The 24,785-nt window shown below is 71.6% G+C and carries 19 protein-coding genes; 5 read left to right on the top strand and 14 right to left on the bottom strand.

Features of this window, described 5'->3' with window-relative positions; all coding sequences use genetic code 11:
• Nucleotide 1 precedes the first annotated feature (1 nt).
• On the bottom strand, nt 2–499 hold the full coding sequence (gene rimP / locus OG842_RS10615) for a ribosome maturation factor RimP (RefSeq protein ID WP_266729382.1): 498 nt from the start codon (nt 497–499) through the stop codon (nt 2–4).
• A 177-nt stretch (nt 500–676) separates the two neighbouring features.
• Here rimP and OG842_RS10620 point away from each other — a divergent pair, with 177 nt between their 5' ends.
• Genes OG842_RS10620 through OG842_RS10630 form a run of 3 tightly spaced genes read left to right on the top strand, consistent with a single transcriptional unit; the run spans nt 677 to nt 2,635 of the window.
• Complete coding sequence (locus tag OG842_RS10620) at nt 677–1,204, top strand: hypothetical protein (protein ID WP_266729383.1); 528 nt, start codon at nt 677–679, stop codon at nt 1,202–1,204.
• Complete coding sequence (locus OG842_RS10625; RefSeq protein ID WP_266729384.1) at nt 1,201–1,701, top strand: ferritin-like domain-containing protein; 501 nt, start codon at nt 1,201–1,203, stop codon at nt 1,699–1,701. The genes OG842_RS10620 and OG842_RS10625 overlap by 4 nt, the downstream gene beginning before the upstream one ends.
• A 28-nt stretch (nt 1,702–1,729) precedes the next feature.
• Nucleotides 1,730–2,635, top strand: a complete 906-nt coding sequence (locus OG842_RS10630; protein WP_266729385.1) for an aminoglycoside phosphotransferase family protein — start codon at nt 1,730–1,732, stop codon at nt 2,633–2,635.
• Between the two features lie 58 nt (nt 2,636–2,693).
• Here the strand turns inward: OG842_RS10630 and OG842_RS10635 are convergent, their stop codons facing one another.
• From OG842_RS10635 to OG842_RS10680, 10 genes are all read right to left on the bottom strand, one after another.
• The gene (locus OG842_RS10635) at nt 2,694–4,394 is read right to left on the bottom strand and encodes a proline--tRNA ligase (RefSeq protein ID WP_266729386.1); all 1,701 of its coding nucleotides are present in this window, start codon (nt 4,392–4,394) and stop codon (nt 2,694–2,696) included.
• 90 nt (nt 4,395–4,484) lie between these two features.
• Complete coding sequence (locus OG842_RS10640) at nt 4,485–5,054, bottom strand: GNAT family N-acetyltransferase (protein WP_266729387.1); 570 nt, start codon at nt 5,052–5,054, stop codon at nt 4,485–4,487.
• 58 nt (nt 5,055–5,112) lie between these two features.
• Nucleotides 5,113–5,958: a GNAT family N-acetyltransferase gene (locus tag OG842_RS10645; RefSeq protein WP_266729388.1), complete on the bottom strand. Its 846-nt coding sequence runs from the start codon at nt 5,956–5,958 to the stop codon at nt 5,113–5,115.
• A gap of 168 nt (nt 5,959–6,126) precedes the next feature.
• A complete protein-coding gene (gene ispG, locus OG842_RS10650; protein ID WP_266729389.1) occupies nt 6,127–7,281 on the bottom strand; it encodes a flavodoxin-dependent (E)-4-hydroxy-3-methylbut-2-enyl-diphosphate synthase in 1,155 nt (384 codons plus the stop codon).
• A 181-nt stretch (nt 7,282–7,462) separates the two neighbouring features.
• The gene (locus tag OG842_RS10655; RefSeq protein WP_266729390.1) at nt 7,463–8,773 is read right to left on the bottom strand and encodes a M50 family metallopeptidase; all 1,311 of its coding nucleotides are present in this window, start codon (nt 8,771–8,773) and stop codon (nt 7,463–7,465) included.
• The gene (gene dxr, locus OG842_RS10660; protein WP_266729391.1) at nt 8,770–10,023 is read right to left on the bottom strand and encodes a 1-deoxy-D-xylulose-5-phosphate reductoisomerase; all 1,254 of its coding nucleotides are present in this window, start codon (nt 10,021–10,023) and stop codon (nt 8,770–8,772) included. Before dxr ends, OG842_RS10655 begins: the two co-directional genes overlap by 4 nt.
• Nucleotides 10,024–10,198: 175 nt before the next feature.
• Nucleotides 10,199–12,145, bottom strand: a complete 1,947-nt coding sequence (locus tag OG842_RS10665) for an acyl-CoA dehydrogenase family protein (protein WP_266729392.1) — start codon at nt 12,143–12,145, stop codon at nt 10,199–10,201.
• Between the two features lie 324 nt (nt 12,146–12,469).
• Nucleotides 12,470–13,915 (bottom strand): aldehyde dehydrogenase family protein, encoded by a 1,446-nt coding sequence (locus OG842_RS10670; protein ID WP_266729393.1) that lies wholly within the window; start codon nt 13,913–13,915, stop codon nt 12,470–12,472.
• Between the two features lie 151 nt (nt 13,916–14,066).
• Nucleotides 14,067–15,644 carry a PucR family transcriptional regulator gene (locus tag OG842_RS10675; protein WP_266729394.1) on the bottom strand — a complete coding sequence of 526 codons (1,578 nt, stop codon included), beginning with the start codon at nt 15,642–15,644 and terminating at the stop codon, nt 14,067–14,069.
• A gap of 131 nt (nt 15,645–15,775) precedes the next feature.
• Nucleotides 15,776–18,208, bottom strand: a complete 2,433-nt coding sequence (locus OG842_RS10680) for an ATP/GTP-binding protein (RefSeq protein WP_266729395.1) — start codon at nt 18,206–18,208, stop codon at nt 15,776–15,778.
• Between the two features lie 243 nt (nt 18,209–18,451).
• On the opposite strand from OG842_RS10680, the gene gabT reads away from it, so the two are divergent.
• Nucleotides 18,452–19,792, top strand: coding sequence for a 4-aminobutyrate--2-oxoglutarate transaminase (gabT, locus tag OG842_RS10685; RefSeq protein WP_266729396.1), 1,341 nt, complete (start codon nt 18,452–18,454; stop codon nt 19,790–19,792).
• Between the two features lie 304 nt (nt 19,793–20,096).
• Nucleotides 20,097–20,741, top strand: a complete 645-nt coding sequence (locus OG842_RS10690) for a phosphatase PAP2 family protein (RefSeq protein WP_328512190.1) — start codon at nt 20,097–20,099, stop codon at nt 20,739–20,741.
• Here the strand turns inward: OG842_RS10690 and OG842_RS10695 are convergent.
• The 3 genes from OG842_RS10695 to OG842_RS10705 form a co-directional block, all read right to left on the bottom strand.
• The gene (locus OG842_RS10695; protein ID WP_328512191.1) at nt 20,726–22,555 is read right to left on the bottom strand and encodes a chitinase; all 1,830 of its coding nucleotides are present in this window, start codon (nt 22,553–22,555) and stop codon (nt 20,726–20,728) included. The two genes, OG842_RS10690 and OG842_RS10695, sit on opposite strands and share 16 nt — an antisense overlap.
• 138 nt (nt 22,556–22,693) lie before the next feature.
• Complete coding sequence (locus tag OG842_RS10700; protein ID WP_266729397.1) at nt 22,694–23,155, bottom strand: hypothetical protein; 462 nt, start codon at nt 23,153–23,155, stop codon at nt 22,694–22,696.
• Between the two features lie 203 nt (nt 23,156–23,358).
• Entirely contained in the window at nt 23,359–24,774 is a 1,416-nt protein-coding gene (locus OG842_RS10705) for an NAD(P)/FAD-dependent oxidoreductase (RefSeq protein ID WP_266729398.1), read from the bottom strand.
• Nucleotides 24,775–24,785 lie beyond the last annotated feature (11 nt).

Here is a 24,785-nt window from a genome sequence, read left to right on the forward strand (position 1 = left end):
GCTACGCCTCCTCTTCCTTCTTGTCCTTGCGGCTGAATTCGATCTCCACGCGCGCCTTGGCGATCTCGTCGAAGGCGACCCGGCGGGACGTGGGCTTGCGGCCCTTGACGCCCGGCACTTCGAGGTCGAGGCCGTCCTCGTCCACGGCGAGGATGCGGGCCACCAGTTCGCCGCCCTCGTGCAGGTTGAGCTTGGCCAGGCGGCCCGTGGCACGTACGTAGTGGCGGTGCTCCGTCAGCGGACGGTCGGCACCGGGGGAACTGACTTCGAGGACGTACTCGCCGTCGCCCATCGCGTCGGTCTCGTCGAGCTTCTCGGAGATCGCGCGGCTCAGCTCGGCGCAGGCGTCCAGCTCGACGCCCTCTTCGGAGTCCACGACGATGCGCAGCACGCGGCGGCGGCCTGCCCGGGACACCTCGATCTCTTCGAGATCCAGCTGTTCGGCGCTGACGAGCGGTTCGAGCAGCCCGCGCAGCCTCTCGCTCTGGGTGGTGCTCATCCGGGTGACTCCTCGGCCGCGTGTGCTGTTGTGGGGATCGTCGCGTGTCAGGTCAAAGGGTATCCGGTCCCGAGGGGTGTTGCCGTCCGCCGTCCTCGCGGCCGCGGGTACGCTCGCCTGCGGTGATCACTTCAGGACAGATCCAGTCAAGTCAGGGCCAGGCCCGGAGGAGAACAGGTGCGGCGCACGGGGACGACGCGCAGGGGTGTATTCACCGCGACGGGAGCCATCGCCCTGGGGGCGGTGCTGGCCGGCTGCGGTGACGGCGCCGGGAGCGGGAAGGACTCCGCCCGGTCCGGGGCGGCGACCACGGCCGAGCAGGCCTCCGCGGCACGGGCGGAGAAGCGGATCCGTACGACGGCCGCACGGACCAGCCTGGAGCTGCTCGGCGGGTACGAGCACGTGATCAGGGCCCATCCGGCGACCGCCGCCGGGCTCGCGCCGCTGCGGGACGCCGTGCGCGCCCACGCGAAGGCACTGGCCCCCGACGGCGCGCAGGCGCTCAGCTTCACGCGCTCGCGCGCGACCGGTGCCAAGGCCGCCGTCGGGGAACTGGCCGCGGCGGAACGCCGTGCCGCGGACGCGCACCTGGCGGCTCTCATGGAGGCCCCGCCCGAGCTGGCGCGGCTGCTGGCGTCGATCGCGGCGGCGGGCGCGGCCCACGCCTATCTGCTGACCGAACTGGCCAAGGAGACCTCGTCATGAGCGCCGGGACACGGAAGGCCGCACAGGCGGCCCTGGCCGCCGAGCACGCGGCGGTGTACGGGTACGGGGTGGTCGGCGGCCGGGTCGCCGAGGGCCGCCGGGCCGAGGCGGCGGCGGCCCACCACGCGCACCGGGCCCGGCGCGACGCGCTGGTGCGGACCGTGCGCGGACTGGGCGGTGAGCCGGTGGCGGCACAGGCCGCGTACGCTCTGCCGTTCGCCGTGCCGGACCCGGCCGCGGCGGTGCGGCTGGCGGCCGTGCTGGAGGACCGGGTCGCGGGCGTGTACTCCGACCTCGTCCGGGCCGCCGAGGGGCCGCTCAGGCGGGAGGCCGCCGACGCGATGCGGGAGGCCGCGGTGCGGGCGGTCCGCTGGCGGGGCAGCGGCGTAGCCTTTCCCGGGCTCGCCGAGCGGGCCTCCGAAGGCACCGGCGCGAAGACCGGGACGGCCGCGAAGACCGGGGCCGGTGGGACGAACGGGTCCGGCGCGACGCACTGAAGCAGCTCTGAAAGGGAACAAGGCACGTATGGGTTTCGAACCGCCGCAGCGTCTGGTGCGGGCGCTGGGCGAGTCGTACGGGGACGAAGGCGCCGCCGACTGGCTCGCGCGGCTTCCCGCACTGACCGAGGAAGCACTGTCCGCCACCGGGCAGAACACGACAGTGGAGCGGGTCGCCGCCCCCGGGGGCCGCAGCAGTCTGGTCCTGCTGGTGACCTGTGCCGACGGCACCCCGGCCGCGCTGAAGATCGCGCCGCCCGGGGCCGCACCCGAGCTGGAGCGGGCCGCGCTGGCCCACTGGAACGGCTGGGGTGCGGTGCGGCTCATCGCGGACGCCCCCGGCGCACTGCTGCTGGAGCGGCTGCACCCCGAGGTGTCGCTGCGCTCTCTGCCGGAGGCGAAGGCGCTGCTGGAGGCGGCCGGGACGGTGCGCAGGCTGTGGGTCGAGCCGCCGGCCGGGCACGGTTTCGAGACGGTCGCCGAACGGACCGGGGGCCGTATCGAGCCGATGCGGGCGAGCGCGGCGGCCGACCCGGGCCTGGAGCCGCTGGTCTCCGCGGCCCTCGCGGCGCGCGAGGCACTGGTCGCCCACTCCCCCGAACTCCTGCTGCTGCACGGCAACTTCCGGCAGAGCAAGGTGCTGGCCGGCGAGCGGGTGCCATGGCTGACGGTCGGTCCCGAGCCGCTGGTCGGTGAACGTGCCTACGATCTGGCGCGCCTGGTCCGCGACCGCGTCGAGGATCTGATCGCCTCCCCCGGCGGCGCGGTGACGGCCCGCCGCAGGATCAAGAAGCTCGCCGATTCGCTGGACGTGGACCGGGAGCGGCTGCACGGCTGGACGCTGTTCCGTGCGGTGGAGTCGGGGACCCGGGCGCTGGCGGCCGGCCGCCGCCAGGAGGGCGAGCTGACGCTGGAGTTCGCGAGCTGGCTGTGAGATGACGAAAGCCGCAGGCCCCCGCGCGGTGCGCAGGGGCCTGCGGCTTCTCGTGGGATCAGCTGCCGGCGGTGAGGCGGGCGATCGCCTCGTCGACGGTGAGCTCCTCGCGCTCGCCGGTGCGGCGGTCCTTCAGCTCCAGGACGCCCTCGGCCGAGCGGCGGCCGGCGACGAGGATCTTCGGGACGCCGATGAGCTCGGAGTCGGTGAACTTGACGCCGGGCGAGATGCCCGGACGGTCGTCGACCAGGACGCGCAGGCCGGCGGCGTTCAGCTTCTCGGAGACGTCGAGCGCCAGCTCGGTCTGGAGCGCCTTGCCCGCCGCGACGACGTGGACGTCGGCCGGGGCGATCTCGCGGGGCCAGCACAGGCCCTTGTCGTCGGCGGTCTGCTCGGCGAGCGCGGCCACGGCGCGGGAGACGCCGATGCCGTACGAGCCCATGGTGACGCGGACGGGCTTGCCCTGCTGGCCGAGGACGTCGAGGGAGAAGATGTCGGCGTACTTGCGGCCGAGCTGGAAGATGTGGCCGATCTCGATGGCACGGTCCACCCGGAGGCCGGCGCCGCAGTTGGGGCAGGGGTCGCCCGCCTCGACGACGACGACGTCGAGGTAGTCGTCGACCTCGAAGTCGCGGCCCGCGACGACGTTCTTCGCGTGGGTGCCGGGCTTGTTCGCACCGGTGATCCAGGCGGTGCCGGCGGCGATGCGGGGGTCGGCGATGAAGCGGACCTTCTCCAGTCCCTGCGGGCCGACGTAGCCGCGTACCAGGTCGGGACGGTCCTCGAAGTCCTCGGCGGTGACCAGTTCGACGACGGCGGGCGCCAGGTGCTCGCCGAGCTTGCCGAGGTCGACCTCGCGGTCGCCGGGCACGCCCACGGCCACGATCTCGCCGTCGACCTTGACCAGCAGGTTCTTCAGGGTCGCGGAGGCGTCGACGCCCAGGAGCGCGGCGAGCGACTCGATGGTCGGGGTGTCGGGGGTGTCCAGCTCCTCGACGGGGCCGTGCGCCGAGCCGTCCGCGGCGACCGCCTTGAAGGTCACGGCCTCGGTGTTGGCGGCGTAGTCGCAGTCGGGGCAGTCGACGAAGGTGTCCTCGCCGGCCGGGGCGGGCGCGAGGAACTCCTCGGAGGCGGAACCGCCCATGGCGCCGGAGACGGCGGAGACGATCCGGTGGTCGAGGCCGAGGCGCTCGAAGATCCGGATGTAGGCGGCGCGGTGCAGCTGGTACGCCTCGGCGAGACCCTCGTCGGTGGTGTCGAAGGAGTACGAGTCCTTCATCTGGAACTCACGGCCGCGCAGCACACCGGCGCGGGGACGGGCCTCGTCGCGGTACTTGGTCTGGATCTGGTACAGGATCACGGGCAGGTCCTTGTAGGACGAGCACATGTCCTTGACGACCTGGGTGAAGATCTCCTCGTGGGTGGGGCCGAGGAGGTAGTCGGCGCCCTTGCGGTCCTTGAGCCGGAACAGCAGGTCGCCGTACTCGTCGTACCGGCCGCTCGCCTCGTACGCCTCCTTGGGCAGCAGCGCGGGCAGCAGCACCTCCTGGCCGCCGATGGCGTCCATCTCCTCGCGCACGACGCGGGTGATGTTCTCCAGGACCTTCTTGCCGAGCGGCAGCCAGGTCCAGATTCCGGCCGCGGTGCGACGTACGTAGCCGGCCCGGACGAGCAGCTTGTGGTTGAGCGTCTCGGCGTCGGCCGGGTCGTCGCGCAGTGTCTTGATCATCAATCGGGACATGCGCTGGACCTGGGCCATGATGAACTCCTGCTCGGAAAGGGTGATGTGCAGGAGGTTAGCCGGGCGGTGCGGGTGGGCGGAAATCCATTGTCGGCGGCCGTGCAGGGCCTAGCCCTTGCGACGCAGCGGGAGCGGGGCCCCCATCACGGCGTACGGCTTGGGAGCGCTGGGGAAGAGCACCTGCCGGGCCAGGTCCTGGTAGCCGAGACTGCGATACAGACCACGTGCCGGGCTCTCGGTGTCGATGGCCGAGAGGATGGACCGGGGCTGGTCGACGGCGTCGGTGATGGTGGTGATCAGCGTGCGCCCGATACCGTGGTTCTGGAACTCCGGCAGGACGTGGAGTTCGGTGATGACGAACGAGTCGTCGAGCCAGTGCACGCAGCCGGTGGCGCGGAGGTACGGCTCGACGACGGTGGACCACCACTGGCCGCGCTCGTTCGGCATCCCGTAGACGAAGCCGACGAGCCGTCCGCCGGGGGTGGTGGCGCCGAGGGCGCGGGCGTGCGGGTGGTCGAGGTGTCTGAGGACGATGTGGCGCCGTACCTCGATCTCTTCGGGCCCCAGGCCGAAGGCGACGGCCTGTACGGCGAGCGCCTCGTCCACGCGCGCGGCGAGATCGATGGGCCCGATCCGGACGCTGGGAGTGCGGGGTCCGCCCCCGGGAACTGCTGCCATGCGCCGACCCTACTGGCCCCGGTGGGCAACGGGGTACGGATGGGCGGCCGCCGGCCGGTCAGAACAGCACGCTCATGAACGCGCCGGTCTCCTGGAAACCGACCCGGGCGTAGGACCGGCGCGCGGGGGTGTTGTAGTCGTTCACGTAGAGGCTGACGAGGGGGGCGACATCGGCGAGCGCGTAGCGCAGGACGGCCGCCATGCCGGTCTCGGAGAGTCCTCGGCCACGGTGTTCGGGGGCGACCCAGACGCCCTGGATCTGGCAGGCCTGCGGGGTCGCGGCGCCGATCTCCGCCTTGAAGACGACCTTGCCGTCGTCGATCCGGGCGAAGGAGCGGCCGGCTCCGATGAGTTCGGCGACGCGGGCCTGGTAGAGGAGTCCGCCGTCGCCCGCGAGCGGGGAGATGCCGACCTCCTCGGTGAACATCGCCACGCAGGCCGGCATCAGGACGTCCATCTCGTCCTTGCGGATCCGGCGGACCAGGGGGTCGGGGATCACGTCGGCGGACGGGCTCTCGGTGACCATCAGCGGCTGGTTCGCCCGGACCTCGCGGGCGGGGCCCCAGCCCGGTTCGAGGAGCCGCCACAGCTGGGCGGTGGGTTCGGCGGGGCCGACGATCGAGGAGCAGCGGCGGCCGGCCCGGCGGGCCCGGTCGGCGAAGGCCCGGACGGCCTCGGGGGTGGCGCAGATGGGGACGAGGTTGGCGCCCGAGTAGCAGAGCGAGCGGAGCCGTCCGTCGGCGTACCAGCCCCACATCTCGCCGCCGAGGCGCCAGGGATCGAGACCTGCGATCTGGACCCGGGACGTCACGAAGGCGTTGGCGACGGGCTCGCTCTCCAGGATGGCGAGAGCGGCTCCGAGGTCGCTGGGTTCGAGGACCCGGGTGGTGGTCTGCGTCAACACGAGGGGGCCTCACCATACGGTCTGCTGATTTCCGCACTGTAACCGACGCGGCTCATCCGTGCCCCCCGTGCCTGTGAACAGGGGTTGTGGGAGGCCGTGAGGTCGCTCACGGCAGCGCCCCGCCGGACGGGATTCGTCCGGCGGGGCGCTGTGGTGCGAGTCATCGGTTCAGCTGACGGAGACCTCGGGCTCGCCGGAGGCGATGCCGTCCTTCTCCATCTGCTCGGCGATCTTCAGGGCTTCCTCGATGAGCGTCTCGACGATCTTCGACTCGGGCACCGTCTTGATGACCTCGCCCTTCACGAAGATCTGCCCCTTGCCGTTGCCGGACGCGACACCCAGGTCCGCCTCACGGGCCTCGCCCGGACCGTTGACGACACAGCCCATCACGGCCACCCGCAACGGCACCTCCATGCCCTCAAGGCCCGCCGACACCTGGTCCGCCAGCTTGTACACATCCACCTGCGCCCGGCCGCACGACGGACACGACACGATCTCCAGCCGCCGCTGCCGCAGGTTCAACGACTCCAGGATCTGGATGCCGACCTTGACCTCCTCGGCCGGCGGCGCCGACAACGACACCCGGATCGTGTCCCCGATCCCCTCCGACAGCAACGCACCGAACGCCACCGCCGACTTGATCGTCCCCTGGAACGCAGGACCCGCCTCCGTCACACCCAGATGCAGCGGATAGTCACAACGAGCCGCCAGCTGACGGTACGCATTGACCATCACCACCGGATCGTTGTGCTTCACCGAGATCTTGATGTCACGGAAACCGTGCTCCTCGAAGAGCGACGCCTCCCACAACGCCGACTCCACCAACGCCTCCGGCGTCGCCTTCCCGTACTTCGCCAGCAGCCGCGCGTCCAGCGAACCCGCGTTCACACCGATCCGGATCGGCGTACCCGCGTCCCCCGCCGCCCGCGCGATCTCCTTGACCTTGTCGTCGAACTGCTTGATGTTCCCCGGATTCACCCGCACCGCCGCACAACCCGCGTCGATCGCCGCGAACACGTACTTCGGCTGGAAATGAATATCCGCGATCACCGGGATCTGCGACTTCTTCGCGATCGTCGCCAGCGCGTCCGCGTCGTCCTGCGTCGGACACGCCACCCGCACGATCTGACAGCCCGACGCCGTCAGCTCCGCGATCTGCTGCAACGTCGCACCGATGTCCGACGTACGCGTCGTCGTCATCGACTGCACCGACACCGGCGCGTCCCCGCCCACCGCAACCGACCCGACCTGGATCTTGCGGCTGACCCTCCGGTCGGCGAGCTTGGTCGGAACGGACGGAATTCCGAGAGAAATCGCAGTCATGCGCTGAGCATCCCCAAGGTGTGGATCAAGGTCCCGAGATCGGCGGGCTCCGGCCTTCGAGGTTACGGCACCGCAGGCGGCCCGAAGCACACCGCGTACGGGAGTGCTACACAAATGCGACGGCCCGGACACACACTGTGTACCGGGCCGTCACTCGCGGTGCAACAAGGCGCTCGGTGGGTCAGGAGATCTTGACCGGATTCACGATGTCGGCGACGAGCACCAGCAGCGTGAAGCAGATGAAGACTCCGGCGACGACGTAGGCGACCGGCATCAGCTTGGCCACGTCGAAGGGGCCGGGGTCGGGGCGCCGGAAGACCCGGGCCACATTGCGGCGCAGGGCCTCCCAGAGCGCTCCGGCGATGTGCCCGCCGTCGAGCGGCAGCAGGGGCAGCATGTTGAAGAGGAACAGCGAGAGGTTGAAGCCCGCCAGCAGGAACAGCATCATCGCGATCTGGTTGGTCGCGGGGACGTCGAGCGTCATCACCTCGCCGCCGATCCTGGCCGCGCCGACGACGCCCACCGGGGAGTCGGCCGCCCGCTCGCCGTCACCGAAGGCGGCGTCCCACAGGCCGGGGATCTTGGACGGGAGGGCGATGATCGAGTCGACGCCGTTCTCGATCATGTCTCCCATGCGGACGACCGAGTCGCCGAAGGAGAGCGGGACGATCTCGGTCTGGGCGGCGAAGCCGAGGTAGCCGGCCTTCACGTACTGGTCGGCGATCACCTCGCCCTTGGAGTCCTTCTTCGCCACCGCGTTCTCCTTGAGCACGGCGTGGAGGGTCTTCTCCTGGCCGTCGCGCAGGACGGTGATGGTGGCGGGGCCGATGGTGTCGCGGATCTTGTCGGAGAGCGTGGCCCAGTCGTCGACCTTCTGCCCGTCGAAGGCGACGATCTTGTCGCCCTTCTGGAGCCCCGCCGCCTGGGCGGGCGAGACCGGGTCGGACTTCTTGCAGGTGTCGCGGTTCTCGCTCTGGGCGATCACACACTTCTGGACACCGGCCACCTCGGTGGTCTGGGTCTGGAAGCCGAAGGTCATCGCCACACCGAGGAAGATCGCGACGGCCAGGACCAGGTTCATGAACGGTCCGGCGAACATCACGATGACGCGCTTCCACGGCTTGCGCGTGTAGAACAGGCGCTTCTCGTCGCCCGGTTCGAGTTCCTCGAAGGCGGCCGACCTTGCGTCCTCGATCATGCCGCGCCAGGGCGAGGTGGACCGCGCCTCCAGGCGCCCGTCCTCTCCCGGCGGGAACATGCCGATCATGCGGATGTAGCCGCCGGCCGGGATGGCCTTGATCCCGTACTCGGTGTCGCCCTTCTTCCGCGACCAGATCGTCGGCCCGAAGCCGACCATGTACTGAGGTACGCGGATACCGAAGAGCTTCGCGGTCGACAGGTGCCCCAGCTCGTGCCAGGCGATCGAGAACAGCAGGCCGAAGACGAAGACGGCGATGCCCAGAATCGTCAGCAGGACCGTCGAAATACTCATGCGCGCGCCTCCGCTGTCGCTTTCGCCGAGAGTTCACGGGCCCGGGCTCGTGCCCAGGTCTCCGCTTCCAGGACGTCTGCGACCGTGAGCGAAGTTCCCGTGGCGGGGCTGCCGTGTTCGGCCACCACCGCCGTGACCGTATCCATGATTCCGTTGAACGGCAGCCGTCCTGCGAGGAATGCGTCGACACATTCCTCGTTGGCGGCGTTGAAGACGGCCGGTGCGGTGGCCCCGAGCGTGCCGACGTGCCTGGCCAGACCCACGGACGGGAAGGCCTCGTCGTCGAGCGGGAAGAACTCCCAGCTGGACGCCTTCGACCAGTCGAAGGCGGGGGCGGCGTCCGGGACGCGGGCGGGCCAGCCGAGGCCGATGGCGATCGGGCCGCGCATGTCCGGGGGCGTGGCCTGGGCGAGGGTGGAGCCGTCGGTGAACTCCACCATGGAGTGAACGTACGACTGGGGGTGGACCACGACCTCGATCCGGTCGAACGGGATGTCGTAGAGGAGATGTGCCTCGATGACCTCAAGGCCCTTGTTGACCAGGGTGGCGGAGTTGATCGTGATGACCGGTCCCATGGCCCAGGTCGGGTGGGCGAGGGCCTGCTCGCGGGTGACCTCCGCCAGTTCGCTCCTGGTCCGTCCCCGGAAGGGGCCGCCGGAGGCGGTGACGACGATCTTGCGCACGTCGGCGCGGGTGCCGGCGCCCAGTGCCTGGAAGAGTGCGGCGTGCTCGGAGTCGACCGGGATGATCTGGCCGGGCTTCGCCAGCGCCTTGACCAGCGGGCCGCCGACGATCAGCGACTCCTTGTTGGCCAGGGCGAGCGTGCGGCCCGCCTCCAGCGCGGCGAGCGTGGGGGCGAGTCCGATCGAGCCGGTGATTCCGTTGAGCACGGTGTGGCAGTCGCTCGCGGCCAGCTGCGCGGCGGCGTCGGGCCCCGCGAGGATCTCGGGGAGCGGCTCGCCCGTCCCGTACTGCTCGCGCAGCGCCTCGCGCAGGGCCGGTACGGCGTCCGGTGCGGCGACGGCGACGGTGGCCACCCGCAGCCGCCTCGCCTGCTCGGCGAGGAGGGCGACCCGTCCGCCGGCGGCGGAGAGCGCGGTGACGCGGAAGCGGTCGGGGTTGCGCAGCACCAGGTCGATGGCCTGGGTGCCGATGGATCCGGTGGAGCCGAGGATGACGAGATCCCGGCGGCCTTCCGCTGCGTCGAAGACGAGGTGCGGGTCGGCAAGGGGGGCGGGGCTGTCGCTCATGCCCCCCATTGTTGCCGCATCACCTGTGGGCGTGGACAGTGCGTCCCGGAGACGGGGTGGGCGGGACGGCGCCGGGGGCCCGGGTGGTGTCCGGGCGGGGCGCGTCCGGTGCGTGGAAGCGCCCCGCCCGGCCAGGGCCTGTCCGGCGGATCAGGGTCGGACAGGCCCTGGTGGTTCAGCGGATGGTCCGGTGGACGTTCTCCCGCGTGGACGGTCCCGGGGTGGCGTCGGCGATCCAGGGGCCTTCGCCGCTCGGGTCGACGACGCCCTCTTCCAGCCAGGTGTACGCCCCGGACAGGACGCCGTCGACCAGGCGCCGGTCCAGGTCGTCGGTGTTGGTCCACAGGCGGGTGAAGAGTTCCTCGACGCGGACGCGGGACTGGTGGCAGAACACGTCGGCGAGGCGGTAGGCCTCGTGTCCGTGGTCGCCCGAGGAGCGCAGCAGTTCGGCGCGGACGCAGGCGGCGCTCATCGCGAAGAGCTCCGCGCCGATGTCGACGATCCGGCCGAGGAAGCCCTGCTTGGTCTCCATCCGGCCCTGCCAGCGCGACATGGCGTAGAAGGTGGAGCGCGCCAGTTTGCGCGAGGCCCGTTCGACGTAGCGCAGATGGGCGGCCAGGTCGGGGTGGCCGGGATGGCTGAACTCGCCGTACGTACGCGGGAGTTGTCCCGGTCCCGTGACGAGCCTGGGCAGCCAGCGGGCGTAGAAGCCGGCTGCGTTGGCGCCCGCCTTCGCCTTGGCGGAGAGGGGCTTGTCGGGGTCGATGATGTCCCCGGCGACCTTGAGATGCGTGTCGACGGCCTCGCGGGCGATCAGCAGATGCATGATCTCGGTGGAGCCCTCGAAGATCCGGTTGATCCGCAGGTCGCGCAGCAACTGTTCGGCGGGGACGGCCCGCTCGCCGCGGGCGGCGAGGGATTCGGCGGTCTCGAAGCCGCGTCCGCCCCGGATCTGGACGAGTTCGTCGGCCATCAGACAGCCCATCTCGGAGCCGTACAGCTTGGCGAGGGCGGCCTCGATACGGATGTCGTTGCGGTCCTCGTCGGCCATCTGGGAGGAGAGGTCGACCACCGCCTCGAGGGCGAAGGTGGTCGCGGCGATGAAGGAGATCTTGGCGCCGACGGCCTCGTGCCGGGCGACCGGCCTGCCCCACTGCTCACGTACCGCGGACCATTCGCGGGCGATCTTCAGGCACCACTTCCCGGCGCCGACGCACATGGCGGGCAGCGAGAGCCGTCCCGTGTTGAGCGTGGTGAGGGCGATCTTGAGCCCGGCGCCCTCGGGACCGATGCGGTTCGCGGCGGGGACCCGGACCCGGTGGAAGCGGGTGACGCCGTTCTCCAGGCCGCGCAGGCCCATGAAGGCGTTGCGGTTCTCGACGGTGATGCCCGGGGAGTCCGCCTCGACGACGAAGGCCGTGATGCCGCCCTTGTGGCCCTCCGACTTCGGTACCCGGGCCATCACGACGAGCAGGTCGGCGACGACGCCGTTGGTCGTCCAGAGCTTCACCCCGTCAAGGACGTAGTCGGGCCCGTCCGGGACAGCCGAGGTGGCGAGCCGGGCCGGGTCGGAGCCGACGTCCGGTTCGGTGAGCAGGAACGCCGAGATGTCGGTACGGGCCAGCCGGGGCAGGAAGGTGTCCTTCTGCTCCTGGCTGCCGAAGATCTTCAACGGCTGCGGCACACCGATGGACTGGTGGGCGGAGAGCAGCGCGCCGATGGCCGGGCTCACCGAACCGACCAGGGCCAGGGCCTTGTTGTAGTAGACCTGGGTCAGGCCGAGGCCGCCGTACTTGGGGTCGATCTTCATGCCGAGCGCGCCGAGTTCCTTGAGGCCGTTGATCACCTCGTCGGGGATTCTCGCCTCGCGCTCGATCAGGGCACCGTCGATCCTCGTCTCGCAGAACTCGCGCAGCCGGGCGAGGAAGGCCTCGCCCCGCCGGACGTCGTCCGCGGGCGGCAGCGGATGCGGATGGATCAGGTCGAGCCGGAAGCGTCCGAGGAAGAGTTCCTTGGCGAAGCTCGGCTTGTGCCAGTCCTGTTCGCGTGCGGCCTCGGCCACTTGGCGCGCTTCGCGCTCGGTGACCCGGGGCGTGTTCTTCGGTGCGGATGGTGCGGACATGAGGAGCTCACCTCGCCGCGGCGTGAGTGGGTGGACGCGGCCGGTCCGGGTGGGGACAGCGCCCACGGGTACCAGCCGGCTCGGGCCGGACAGGCCCTACTCGTCCGTATGTACCCGAATCCCGACACGTCCACCATCCCCCGGACGCCGATCGGGTCGGGAGCCACTCCACTGACCCGCCTGCGGTGGCGGGCGCGACAGAGACGCGGAGACGGCCGGAGCCCCCGCACAGTGGGCTCCGGCCGTCTCGCTGTCACCTGCTGTCGTGCTGTCCAGGCGGAACACAGGCGACTTCGGGTGGATCTCTTCGATCCTGTTCGCGGACTACAGGGCGAGGCCGGTGAGGACCAGCACGCGCTCGTAGGTGTAGTCGTCCATGGCGTAGCGGACGCCCTCGCGGCCGACGCCGGACTCCTTGACGCCGCCGTACGGCATCTGGTCGGCGCGGTAGGAGGGGACGTCGCCGATGATCACGCCGCCGACCTCGAGGGCGCGGTGGGCGCGGAAGGCGGTCTGCAGGTCGTGCGTGAAAACGCCTGCCTGCAGGCCGTACTTGGAGGAGTTGACGGCCTCGAACGCCTCGGCCTCGCCGTCCACCTTCTGCACGGTCAGCACCGGTCCGAAGACCTCCTCGCAGGAGAGGGTGACATTGTCCGGGAGCTCGGCGAGCACGGTCGGCGCATAGGTGGCGCCGTCCCGCTTGCCGCCGGCGAGGAGCTGGGCGCCGGCCTGGACGGCCTCGTCGACCCAGGACTCGACGCGCTTGGCGGCGTCCTCGCTGACCAGCGGGCCGACGTCGGTGGTGGCGTCCGACGGGTCGCCGGTGACCTGGGCCTCGACGGCCGCGACGATCTTCGGGAGCAGCCGGTCGTAGACGGCGGCGTCCGCGATGACGCGCTGCACCGAGATGCAGGACTGGCCGCCCTGGTAGTTGGAGAAGGTCGCGATACGGGTCGCGGCCCAGTCCAGGTCCTGGTCCGAGGCGTAGTCGCCGAGGACGACCGCCGCGGCGTTGCCGCCGAGCTCCAGGGTGCAGTGCTTGCGGGGCACCGACTCCAGGATCGAGTAGCCGACCGGGCCGGAACCGGTGAAGGAGATGACCGGCAGGCGCTCGTCCTGGACCAGGGCGGGCATCCGGTCGTTGGGGACGGTCAGCACGGACCAGGAACCGGCCGGCAGGTCGGTCTCGGCCAGCAGCTCGCCCAGGATCAGCGAGGAGATCGGCGTGGCCGGGGCGGGCTTCAGGATGATCGGCGCACCGACGGCGATGGCCGGGGCCACCTTGTGGGCGCTCAGGTTCAGCGGGAAGTTGAAGGGCGCGATGCCGAGGACCGTGCCGCGCGGGAAGCGGCGGGTCAGGCCGAGCCGGCCGGTGCCGCCGGCGTCGGTGTCCAGGCGCTGGGCGTCGCCGCCGTTGAAGCGGCGGGCCTCCTCCGAGGCGAACCGGAACACGGAGACGGCGCGGCCGACCTCGCCGCGGGCCCACTTGATGGGCTTGCCGTTCTCGGCGGAGATCAGCTGGGCGATCTCCTCGGTGCGCTCCACCAGACGGCGTACGACGTGGTCGAGTGCGGCGGCCCGGACGTGGGCCGGGGTCGCGGCGAACTCCTCGCGCACGGCGTGCGCGGCCGCGACGGCCTCCTCGATCTGGGCGTCGGTCGGCACGCTCACGGTGCCGACGAGACGGCCGTCGTAGGGGTTGGTGACGTCGAAGCTGTCCTCGCCGGTGGCCTGGCGGCCGGCGAGCCAGAAGGCGTGGGTGGAAGTCATGGAGGTTCCGGCCCTTCGGAGCGGTGGGGGTGTCTTGCCCCCACCGTAGGGCCGCGCGGGCGCCGTGGCGTTTGTCCGGGGTGGAGCAGTGCGCCACGGGGACGCGCCGGTTTGTCGGATGCGACCGGAGCCTGTGGCTCCGGTTCGGTGGTTACGCCTCCGCCGCCGACGGGGCGCTCGTCGCCTTGAGCGCCAGCCACAGCTCCATCCGGACGTCCGGATCGTCCAGCGAGCGGCCCAGGATCTCCTCGACCCGGCGCATCCGGTAGCGCAGGGTGTGGCGGTGCACGCCCAGGTCCGCGGCGGCGGCGTCCCACTGGCCGTGGTGGGCGAGCCAGGCCCGCAGCGAGGCGACGAGGTCGCCGCGGCCCTTGGCGTCGTGCTCGTGCAGGGCCCGGAGCATTCCGTCGGCGAAGGCCCGCACCGCGTCGTCCGCGAGCAGCGGGAGCACCGAGCCGGCCGCCAGCTCCTCGTGCTCGACCAGTGCCCTGCCCCGGCGGCGGGCCACCGACAGGGCCTGTTCGGCCTGCTTGTACGCGGCGGAGACGGCGATCGGGCCCGCCGGGGCGGAGAGGCCCACGACCACCTGGCCGTCCTCCGGCTTGGTCCCTTCGGCGGGCGCCCGCGCCTCCTGGGCCTCCGCGTACGCCGTGCAGGCGGCGACCGCCGCTCCGCCGTCCGCGGCCAGCACGACGAGCCGGTCGCCCTCGGGGACGGTCAGCAGGGTCTCGCCGGTCCGCAGCGCCGCCGCCTCCATCGCCTCGCCGAGCGACAGCGGGGTGGCCGGGGCGGACGCCTCCGCGATGAGCAGCCGGAACGGGGCGTCGAGCAGTCCCCCGTACAGGTCCCCGGCGACGGCCCTGGCGTGGTCCGGCTGGCCGGCGAGCAGCATCCGCAGCACCGCCGCGCCGAGGCGCTGTTCGGCGCCCTGCAGGGACCGGGAGCGTGCGGTGGTCAGGGTCAGCAGGGCGACGGCGGAGTGCACCGCGTACCGCTCGGCGGTGCCGAGTGCCGCCCCGGTGCCGACGGCGAGCGCTCCCCTGACCCGGCGGCCGGTGCCCAGGGACTGGAGCTCGACCCGGTCGTCGGTGTCGCCGACGACGACGCTGGCCGGGGCCGGGCGGTCCCGCAGCCGCTCCACGTCGGGGGTGAGCCGGGCGGCGCGGCGGGCGGCCCACTCGGGTGCGGCGGCGACGACCTGGCCGGCGGCGTCGTACAGCGCCGCCCAGCCGTCGAGGTGCGCGGCGAGCCGGGTGAGGAGTTCGCCGGGCCCGTCGCCCGCGAGGGCGGCCCGGGTCAGTTCCCGCTGGACCTCGAACCCGGCGGTCACGGCGCGGTACTGCTCCTCGGAGATCGCGGAGGAGACGGCCTTGGCAATGGCGATGAACGGGGTGCGGCGCGGCACTTCGAGGAGCGGCAGCCCCGCTTCCTCGGCCGCGTCGATCAGCGCCTTCGGCACCTCGTCGTAGTTGACGCCGACGGCGAAGCCCAGGCCGACGACCCCGGCCCCGGCCAGCCGCCGCACATAGCGCCGCATCGCCTCGGGGTTCTCGGCGTCGAGGTTGGTGGCGGTGACGAGCAGGAACTCGCCGCCCTCCATGTACGGCACGGGGTCGGCGAGCTCGCTGGCGTGCGCCCAGCGCACGGGCGCGTCGAGCCGGTCCGCCCCCGCGCGCACGGTGAGTTTGAGCGCCGAATGCTGGACGAGCGAGGCGAGAGTGAGGGGCATGGGGACCGCGGGACCTCGGAGAGTCGATTTTTGCCGTCCCGTACGAACGGCTGTTCTCAATTCTGCCAGAGCGGCAGGGTCCGGCATGACCACGACCAACGGTGCGGGGTGCCGGGCGCACCCCGCACCGCTCAGCCGTTCAGATTCACCAGCAGCGGCGGCACGTGTTCGCCGTCGACCGTCGTCACGGAGAGAACCGCGTGCCCGGCGGGCAGCTCGTAGGCCAGCGCGGAGGCGGACCAGCGTTCGCGCTCCACCTGCCGCACGGTGACCGCGTCGACGGTGACCGCCTTGCCGGTGGCGAGCTTGCGCAGCGCGTGCATGGCGCGGGTGAACGGCTGGTCGGCGAAGACCCCGTGCTGGGCCACCTCGCGGACCGAGACCCATTCCTTGCCCCATGCCTCCGAGAACCGCTTCCCGTCCCAGGTGGTGACGCCCGGGAAGATCATGCCGCATCCCACCGCGCCCAGCAGCGCCGAGTGCAGCCCCTCGGGGACGTCGTCGAGGGTGCGCAGCGCCAGTACGGCGCCGGCGTTCACCGACCTGAGCCGCCTGATCCCCTGGACGGTCTCGGTGGTGACCGTGTGCGTCGCGTCGTCCAGCACCAGACAGGTGAAGACCGACCGGTCGGGGCGGGCCGCGGCGATCGCGTTGAACTGTGCGAGGACGAGGCGGGTCAGCACCCGGCAGGCCCCGGCATGGGCGCGCTCCGGCAGGTCGATCCGGACCCTGAGCGGATGCTGTCCCAGCGAGCGGAGCGAGAAGGGCCGCGCCTCCTCCCCGGTGGCGAAGAAACCGGCGAACGCGGGCCGGTCGAGGAGGGCGACGCGATCGGCCAGTACCGCCGCCGGGTCGCCCGCTCCGCCGGTCTGCCGGATCCGGGCGTCCAGTTCACGGAGCATGGCCGAGTGGCCGCCCGCCTCCAGGGCGCGTCGCAGCTCACCGACGGCCGACTCGTCCCCGGCCAGCAGCTCCCGCAGCGCCGGCACCGCCGGGAAGCAGCCGTGGACCGCCCGGTAGGGGCCGAGCAGCTGGCCGAGGGCCAGGGCCGCGCGCCGTCCGTCCAGGTCCGGCACGTCCCCGGCGAGTCCTTCCGCGAGGGTGGCCGCGGCCTCGTCCGGGTCGGCCGACCCGCCGTACAGGTCGAAGTCGTGGACGGACGAGGGGTCGCCGATCTTCACCACGACGTCGTACGCGTCGTCGGGACCCAGGGACGCTCCCGCGGCGCCCACCGCGAGCACCGCCGCCCCGCCCGTCAGGGCCTGGAGGGCCAGCGTCTCGACGACCGGACGCACCGCCCGCGCCGTCTTGCCCGCGCCGGGCGGGCCGACCGCCAGCAGGGACGTGCCGAGGAGGGCGGGGTCCAGGGCCATGCCCGAACCCCTGCGGGCGTACGGGTTGCGTTCGTCGTCCGCGCAGTCACCGATCCGGACCTGGCCGGCCAGCAGATCGTGACGCGCGGTCCGCAGGGGAAGGTCCCGGCTGCCCGAGGGATGCAGGAAGGCATCGGCCCCCCGGCGCACGACCGCCTCGTCGAAGGACGCCGGTCCGTCGTGACGGGTCCGCGCCCGCTCCCAGGCACGGTTCACGCGTACGCAGTCCACGTCGTTCAGGCGCCCGGCCCGGACGGCCGCGGTGAGCGCCTGAGCCGCCTCCACGCGTCCCGCGGCGCGCAGCTTCGGCCAGGTCGCCGCGTCCGTCCCGGCCACGGGCGGCGGGTTTTCCGCGTCCTGCGCTCGGGGGGCCGCGCGCCGCGCCCGGAGAGCGCGGAGAGCGGCGGGCCATTGCCCGGCCCGGCCGATCGGCACCACGACGACGGCGATGGCCACCGCGTAGGAGCCGTAGGCGGCCAGGGTGGCCAGCAACTGGTCCCCGCTGAACAGCCAGCCCCTCGTCCAGTAGAAGAGGACGTCCAGCAGCGGCACCTTCTGGGTCCAGATCAGCCACAGGGCCAGTAGCGCGCCGAAGCCCGAGAGGGCCAGCCGGGCACGCTCCGGGCGGGGGCCTGCCCAGTACCGGAAGAGCCCCGCCCAGTGTCCGACGCGGGCTGCCCACAGCCCCGCGATCAGCACCAGCAGCTGGTTGTAGAGCGTCTCGATGCTGTACGCGGCGGCCGGCACGGAGCCTGCCCGCAGCGTGTCGAAGACCCACCAGCTCCCCGGCGTGACCGCCTCCAGGGGCACCTTCACGTACGGGATCCGGAAGTCCGCCAGCAGCGCCCAGATCACCAGCCAGAGCGCCAGGGCGATCAGCGGCCCGAGCAGGGAGGGACGCGGCGGCCGCTCGGCGGAGCGCGGCACATGTCCGTAGCGCCAGACACCGGGCCCGGCGGCGGGGCGGACGGTGTTCAGCCACTCCACGACCGACGGCCCGGCCCCGGGAAGGCCGGCGGGCATCGGCGGAGCCGCGGGTGGCCCGCTCCGGGGCGCGCCGATGGGCATCGGCGGGGCGGCGGGCGGCGGCCCGGCCGGGCGCGGCACCTGAGGGCGGGGCACATCGGGCCGGCCGCCCTCCCCCTCGGTACCGCTCGTGCCCCGCGCACCGCGCGCGTCGTCGCTCTTCATGAACCGTTGCCCCCTGACCGGCCGGGTCCGTCCGTCTGCCCCGGTCAATCTAGTGCGCCCGCAGGGCGAGTTCAGCAAGGCTCCCGCACCGGGGCGCACGGTTTCCCGGCCCGCCGCACCCCCTCGCTATGTCCGTGACGGACAACGACGCGCGAACACCACTCCCGATCGGAACATGCCGTACCCCCGGCCTCGCCCATAGCCTGGCCAGGAAGCGTCCGAAACATCCCCCAGGAGCCCCTCATGACCGAAATCCCGCAGGAGCGCCGCGTCGTCACTGCCATTCCCGGCCCGAAGTCGGTGGAGCTGCAGGCCCGCCGTCTGGAGACGGTTGCCGCAGGTGTGGGCTCCACCCTGCCGGTGTTCACCGCCCGCGCCGGTGGCGGGATCATCGAGGACGTGGACGGCAACCGTCTGATCGACCTCGGCTCCGGTATCGCCGTGACGTCGGTCGGCGCCTCCGCCGAGGCCGTCGTGCGCCGCGCCTCCGCGCAGCTCGCCGACTTCACCCACACCTGTTTCATGGTCACGCCGTACGAGGGGTACGTCGAGGTCTGTGAGCAGCTCGCCGAGCTGACGCCGGGCGACCACCCGAAGAAGTCCGCGCTGTTCAACTCGGGCGCCGAGGCCGTCGAGAACGCGGTGAAGATCGCCCGCATCCACACCAAGCGCACCGCGGTCGTCGTCTTCGACCACGGCTACCACGGCCGCACCAACCTCACGATGGCGCTGACCGCCAAGAACATGCCGTACAAGCAGGGCTTCGGCCCGTTCGCGCCCGAGGTCTACCGGGTGCCGGTGGCGTACGGCTACCGCTGGCCGACCGGTGCCGAGAACGCCGGTGCCGAGGCGTCCGCCCAGGCCATCGACCAGATCAACAAGCAGATCGGCGCGGAGAACGTCGCCGCGATCATCATCGAGCCGGTGCTCGGCGAGGGCGGCTTCATCGAGCCGGCCAAGGGCTTCCTCCCGGCGATCGCCCAGTTCGCCAAGGACAACGGCATCGTCTTCGTCGCCGACGAGATCCAGTCCGGCTTCTGCCGCACCGGCCAGTGGTTCGCCTGCGAGGACGAGGGCATCGTCCCGGACCTGATCACCACCGCCAAGGGCATCGCGGGCGGTCTGCCGCTCTCCGCCGTGACCGGCCGCGCCGAGATCATGGACTCCGCCCACTCCGGCGGCCTCGGCGGCACCTACGGCGGCAACCCGGTCGCCTGCGCGGGTGCGCTCGGCGCCATCGAGACGATGCGCGAGCTGGACCTGAACGGGAAGGCCAAGCGCATCGAGGAGGTCATGAAGGGCCGCCTCGCCGAGATGCAGTCGAAGCTCGACAACGGCGACATCATCGGTGACATCCGCGGTCGCGGCGCGATGATCGCGATCGAGCTGGTGAAGTCCGGCACGAAGGACCCGAACCCGGAGGCCGCCGCGAAGCTCGCCAAGGCCTGCCACGCGGAGGGCGTCCTGGTCCTCACCTGCGGCACGTACGGCAACGTCCTGCGCTTCCTCCCGCCGCTGGTGATCGGCGAGGACCTGCTGAACGAGGCGCTCGACGTCATCGAGCAGGCGTTCGGCCGGATCTGACCTGTGCGAGCCCCGACGGCCCCGGAACGCGTTCCGGCAGGGGTTCCGAGGGGCCCGCGTGTGGGCCTGTGAAGAACGTGTGGGGGGCCGATGGCGGGATCTGTTTCCCGCTGTCGGTCCCCCGTCGGCTGCCGTACGGTTCCTGCAGATGAGAGAAACACCCCGCCCGCAGGGGACTGCGGGCGATGCCGGGCCGGAGCTTCCCCAGCGCCGTCCTGGCCGTGCCTTCGGGCGCACCGCTGGAGCCTCTGGCTCCGGAACTCCTCACCGATCGGATGGCCGCTCGCCCCAAACCCCCCGGGGCGTGCGGCAAACCGGTCCGACCGGCCGCCCCGGAACCACCCCCCCTGTTCCCGGGCGGCCGGCTATTTTCCTCTTTCCGGCACCACTCCTCCTGGCGCTCTTCGCACTCACCACCTGGCAGATCGTGGCCGACGGCCCGCTGCGCGCACTGGACGAGCGGACCGGCCGGGCCGTCGTCGGCCACGGCCCCGCCCGGCTGACCGAATTCCTCGCCGATCTGGGCAATACGCAGGTCGCGCTCCCGGTGCTGGGCTGCGCGATCGTTCTCGCCCTGGTGCGTGGTGCGCGCCGTGCCCCGCTGTACGCGGCGCTCGCCATGGGCGCGGTGCCCGCGCTGGTCGTGCCGCTGAAGGCGTGGATCGCCCGTCCGGGGCCGCTGACGGACGCCACCGGCTACTTCCCGTCCGGTCATGCGGCGACGGCCGCGGTGGCGTACGGGGCGGCGGCGCTGCTGGTCGCGCCGTACGTGCGGCGGTCGTGGTCATGGATGATGCCCGTCGCCGCTGTCCTGCTGACCACGGCGACGGGCATCGGTCTGGTGCTGCGCGGCTACCACTGGCCGCTGGATGTGCTGGGCAGTTGGTTCCTGTTCGGGGCGGTGCTGCTGCCGCTGAGGGCTGTCCGTGCCCCTCAGCTACCGAAGTAGGCGTCGAAGTTCTTCGAGAACTCCCCGTTGTTGAACCGGTCCCAGTTGATCGACCACGTCATCAGTCCGCGCAGCGCGGGCCATGTTCCATGGGTGGCGTAGGAGCCGCAGTCGGTCTTCTTCGTCAGGCAGTTCAGCGCCTTGGTGACCTCGGCGGGCGAGGTGTGGCCGTTGCCCGCCTGGGTGGAGGCGGGCAGGCCGATGGCGACCTGGTCGGGGCGGAGCGCCGGGAAGACCTTGGTCTGGTCGCCCGCCACCGGGAAACCGGTGAGCAGCATGTCGGTCATGGCGATGTGGAAGTCCGCGCCGCCCATCGAGTGGTACTGGTTGTCCAGGCCCATGATGGAGCCCGAGTTGTAGTCCTGGACGTGCAGCAGGGTCAGGTCGTCGCGCAGCGCGTGGACGACCGGGAGGTAGGCTCCGGCCCGGGGGTCCTGGCCGCCCCAGGGGCCCGAGCCGTAGTACTGGTAGCCGAGCTGGACGAAGAAGGTCTCGGGGGCCATCGTCAGGACGAACTTGTCGCCGTACTTGGCCTTGAGGGACTTCACCGCGGAGATCAGGTTGACCACGACCGGGGTGGTGGGGTTGCGGAAGTCGTTGTCCCCGGTGTTCAGCGAGAGCGAGTGGCCCTCGAAGTCGATGTCGAGGCCGTCCAGACCGTACTCGTCGATGATCTTGCCGACCGAGGAGACGAAGGTGTCGCGGGCGGCGGCGGTGGTGAGCTGCACCTGGCCGTTCTGGCCGCCGATGGAGATCAGCACCTTCTTGCCCGCGGCCTGCTTGGCCTTGATGGCCGTCTTGAACTCGGCCTCGGACTCGACGTTCGGGCACTCGGCGACCGGGCAGAGCGAGAAGCGGATGTCGCCCGAGGTGACCGAGGTCGGTTCACCGAAGGCCAGGTCGATGACGTCCCAGGAGTCTGGCACGTCCGCCATCCGCGTGTAGCCGGAGCCGTTGGCGAAGCTGGAGTGCAGATAGCCGACGAGCGCGTGGGCGGGCAGGCCGCCTCCCCCGCCCCCTCCGCCGCCGCCCGCCGTGGTGGTGGCGGAGACGGCCGCGGACTTGGCGGACTCCCCGGCGGAGTTGGTCGCGGCGACCTGGAAGCTGAACGCGGTCGACGCGGCGAGGCCGGTCACGGTGGTGGAGGTGCCGGTGACCGAGAGGACCTTCGTGCCGCCCCGGTAGACGTTGTAGCCGGTGGCCCCGGAGGAACCGGTCCACGAGAGGTCGACGGAGGAGGCGGTGGCCGTGCCGGCCTTGAGTCCGGTGGGGGCGGCCGGGAGTTCGGCCGGGGCGCCGCCCGGACCGACGAGGGTGAGGTCGTCGGCGTAGTAGGCGGGGGTGCCGAACCAGCCGTGGGTGTAGACGGTCACCCGGGTGGTGGACGGGCCCGTCCTGACCGTGGTGGTGAGCTGTTTCCAGTCGGCGGAGGACTGGGTCCAGGTGGACACGTCGGTGGTGCCGGTGCCGTCCGCGCCGAGGTAGACGTAGGAACCCTGCACCCAGGCGCTCAGCGTGTAGGTGGAGTCCGGCTGGACCGCCACCTGCTGGGAGCACTTGGCGTTGTCGGAGCCGGCCGGGGTCGCCCTCAGCGCCGAAGTGCCGCTGTGGACCGGGGTGCTGACGGCGGCACCGCTGCCGCCGGTACAGGTCCAGCCGTCCAGGCCGGACTCGAAGCCGCCGTTGCGCGCCTGGTCGGTGTCGGCAGCGGCGGCGGGCGGAGCTATGGCGGTCAGGCCGCCGGCGGCGAGCAGGGCCGCCGCGAAGGCGGCCACGGCTCCGGTAAATCGGGCGGGGGGTCCCGTGCGTTCCACAACGGCCTCCGTGCATGGGGGAATCGAGTGCGGCCGCCACAACATGGTCCAGACCAATCGGGTTGTCAAGACCTCTGACAGTCCCGGGGCGTCCGCCCGGCCCGACCGCGTACACCGTTCTCCCCCGCCCGGTCGCCCTCAGTCCCTGCGGCGCTCGGCCTGTCCGGCCGCCGCCTCGTGCATCGCGAGCTCCAGAAGTGTCGCGTCGGTGAGGGTTCCCGAGCCGTCGGGCGGGATCAGCCAGCGCACCCCGCTGCTGGACGCCCGGCCCGGATGCGGCACGACGATCCAGGCTCCCTGCCCCACGCCCCGTACTCCGGTGCCGACCCAGCGGGAGACGGTGCCCGGCGCCACGAAGTAACCCATGCGGGCGTCGCCGAAGTCGGAGAGAACAGGACCGGGCCTGTCGATGAGGCGGGTCAGTACGTCGAGGGTGGGATGGCCCAGCGCCCCCGGAGGAATCAGCACGTCCCAGCGGCGGCCGGCGGGAAGGAGTGCGACACCTCGGGGATTGCGCTCCCATTCCCACCGGCAGGCATCCGGATCCGGCGCCACCGATGCCAGCCATTCGACCGCTGCCTTGACCCCCGCGCCAGCCATGACCTGTCTCCATTCCGTGTGCACCGGCCATACGGTGGCGGTGCTTCACACGGGAGAGAGAGGTGACGCCGATCGATTACGCGGGTTCGGGCGACGAATTCACGACGAGCGGGCAGGTCACCCCCCGCGGGGGGTGACCTGCCCGTCGTACTCCGCATTCCTACTCAGTTTTCGTACTCAACTGCCGTACTCAGCTGTCGTACTCAGCTGTCGAAGCCGAGCCCCAGCCGGTCCATCGTCCGCAGCCAGAGATTGCGGTGCCCGCCGTTGTTGTCCGCCCTGGCCAGGGACCGCTTGGTGAGCTCGATCCCGGCCCAGGCGAAGGGCTCCGGCGGGAACGGCATCGGCTTGCTGCGGACCATTTCCAGCGCGGTCCGTTCGTTCTGTTCGCCCGCCAGCAGATCGAGCATCACATCGGCCCCGAAACGGGTGGCGCCGACGCCGAGTCCGGTGAATCCGGCGGCGTAGGCGACCCGGCCCTGATGGGCCGTGCCGAAGAAAGCGGAAAAGCGCGAACAGGTGTCGATCGCCCCGCCCCAGGCATGGCTGAAACGCACTCCCGCCAATTGTGGGAAACAGTCGAAGAACTGGCCCGCGAGCTTGAGGAAGGTCTCCGGACGCTGATCGAGATCGGCGCTCAGCCGGCCGCCGTACGGATAGATCGCGTCATAGCCGCCCCACAGGATCCGGTTGTCGGACGACAGCCGGAAATAGTGGAACTGATTGGCGCTGTCGCCCAGCCCCTGCCGGTTCCTCCAGCCGATGGAGGCGAGCTGGTCCGCGGTGAGCGGCTCGGTCATCAGCGCGTAGTCGTAGACCGGCACGGTGTACGGGCGCACCCGCTTGACCAGCGACGGGAAGATGTTCGTACCGAGCGCCACCCGGCGCGCGAAGACCCTTCCGTACGGGGTGCGGACCGCCATTCCCGTGGTGGACCTGGCCAGTTCGAGGCCCCGGGTGTGCTCGTACACCCGCACGCCCAGGTCGACGCAGGCCTGCTTCAGGCCCCAGGCCAGCTTGGCGGGGTGCAGCATGGCGACGCCCCTGCGGTCCCAGAGGCCACCGAGGAATGTCGGTGAGTCGACCTCGGCACGCAGCGCGTCCCGGTCCAGGAATTCCGACCCGGTGAAGCCGAGCTTCTCGGCCTCCTGGTGCCATTCATGGAGCTCTTCGAGCTGGTGGGGCTCGGTGGCCACGTCGATCTCGCCGGTGCGCTCGAATTCGCAGTCGATCGAGTAACGGGCGACGGCGGCCTCGATGGCGTCGAGGTTGCGTTCCCCGAGCTCCTCCAGCTTGTGGATCTCCTCGGGCCAGCGCTCCAGCCCGTTGGGCAGGCCGTGGGTGAGGGAGGCGGCGCAGAATCCGCCGTTGCGGCCCGAGGCGGCCCAGCCCACCTCGTGCCCCTCGATCAGTACGACGTCCCGTTCCGGATCGCGTTCCTTGGCGATCAGCGCGGTCCACAGTCCGCTGTAGCCGCCGCCGATGACGAGCAGGTCGCAGTGCTCGTCACCGGTGAGTGCGGGCAGCGCGCCGGGCTTGCCCGGGTCGTCCAGCCAGAACGAGACGGGCTTCGCGTCGGAGAGTGATTGTGCAGCAGTACGCATGGCAGCTGGGGCCATGGTTTCCAACT

This window comes from Streptomyces sp. NBC_00376, assembly GCF_036077095.1.
Taxonomy (GTDB): Bacteria; Actinomycetota; Actinomycetes; order Streptomycetales; family Streptomycetaceae; genus Streptomyces.

What these genes read in the sequence shown, in the direction of transcription:
- rimP (WP_266729382.1), bottom strand. Translation starts at nt 499, where the DNA reads ATGAGCACCACCCAGAGCGAGAGGCTGCGCGGGCTGCTCGAACCGCTC.
- OG842_RS10625 (WP_266729384.1), top strand. Translation starts at nt 1,201, where the DNA reads ATGAGCGCCGGGACACGGAAGGCCGCACAGGCGGCCCTGGCCGCCGAG.
- OG842_RS10630 (WP_266729385.1), top strand. Translation starts at nt 1,730, where the DNA reads ATGGGTTTCGAACCGCCGCAGCGTCTGGTGCGGGCGCTGGGCGAGTCG.
- OG842_RS10635 (WP_266729386.1), bottom strand. Translation starts at nt 4,394, where the DNA reads ATGGCCCAGGTCCAGCGCATGTCCCGATTGATGATCAAGACACTGCGC.
- OG842_RS10640 (WP_266729387.1), bottom strand. Translation starts at nt 5,054, where the DNA reads ATGGCAGCAGTTCCCGGGGGCGGACCCCGCACTCCCAGCGTCCGGATC.
- ispG (WP_266729389.1), bottom strand. Translation starts at nt 7,281, where the DNA reads ATGACTGCGATTTCTCTCGGAATTCCGTCCGTTCCGACCAAGCTCGCC.
- OG842_RS10655 (WP_266729390.1), bottom strand. Translation starts at nt 8,773, where the DNA reads ATGAGTATTTCGACGGTCCTGCTGACGATTCTGGGCATCGCCGTCTTC.
- dxr (WP_266729391.1), bottom strand. Translation starts at nt 10,023, where the DNA reads ATGAGCGACAGCCCCGCCCCCCTTGCCGACCCGCACCTCGTCTTCGAC.
- OG842_RS10665 (WP_266729392.1), bottom strand. Translation starts at nt 12,145, where the DNA reads ATGTCCGCACCATCCGCACCGAAGAACACGCCCCGGGTCACCGAGCGC.
- OG842_RS10670 (WP_266729393.1), bottom strand. Translation starts at nt 13,915, where the DNA reads ATGACTTCCACCCACGCCTTCTGGCTCGCCGGCCGCCAGGCCACCGGC.
- OG842_RS10675 (WP_266729394.1), bottom strand. Translation starts at nt 15,644, where the DNA reads ATGCCCCTCACTCTCGCCTCGCTCGTCCAGCATTCGGCGCTCAAACTC.
- OG842_RS10680 (WP_266729395.1), bottom strand. Translation starts at nt 18,208, where the DNA reads ATGAAGAGCGACGACGCGCGCGGTGCGCGGGGCACGAGCGGTACCGAG.
- gabT (WP_266729396.1), top strand. Translation starts at nt 18,452, where the DNA reads ATGACCGAAATCCCGCAGGAGCGCCGCGTCGTCACTGCCATTCCCGGC.
- OG842_RS10700 (WP_266729397.1), bottom strand. Translation starts at nt 23,155, where the DNA reads ATGGCTGGCGCGGGGGTCAAGGCAGCGGTCGAATGGCTGGCATCGGTG.
- OG842_RS10705 (WP_266729398.1), bottom strand. Translation starts at nt 24,774, where the DNA reads ATGGCCCCAGCTGCCATGCGTACTGCTGCACAATCACTCTCCGACGCG.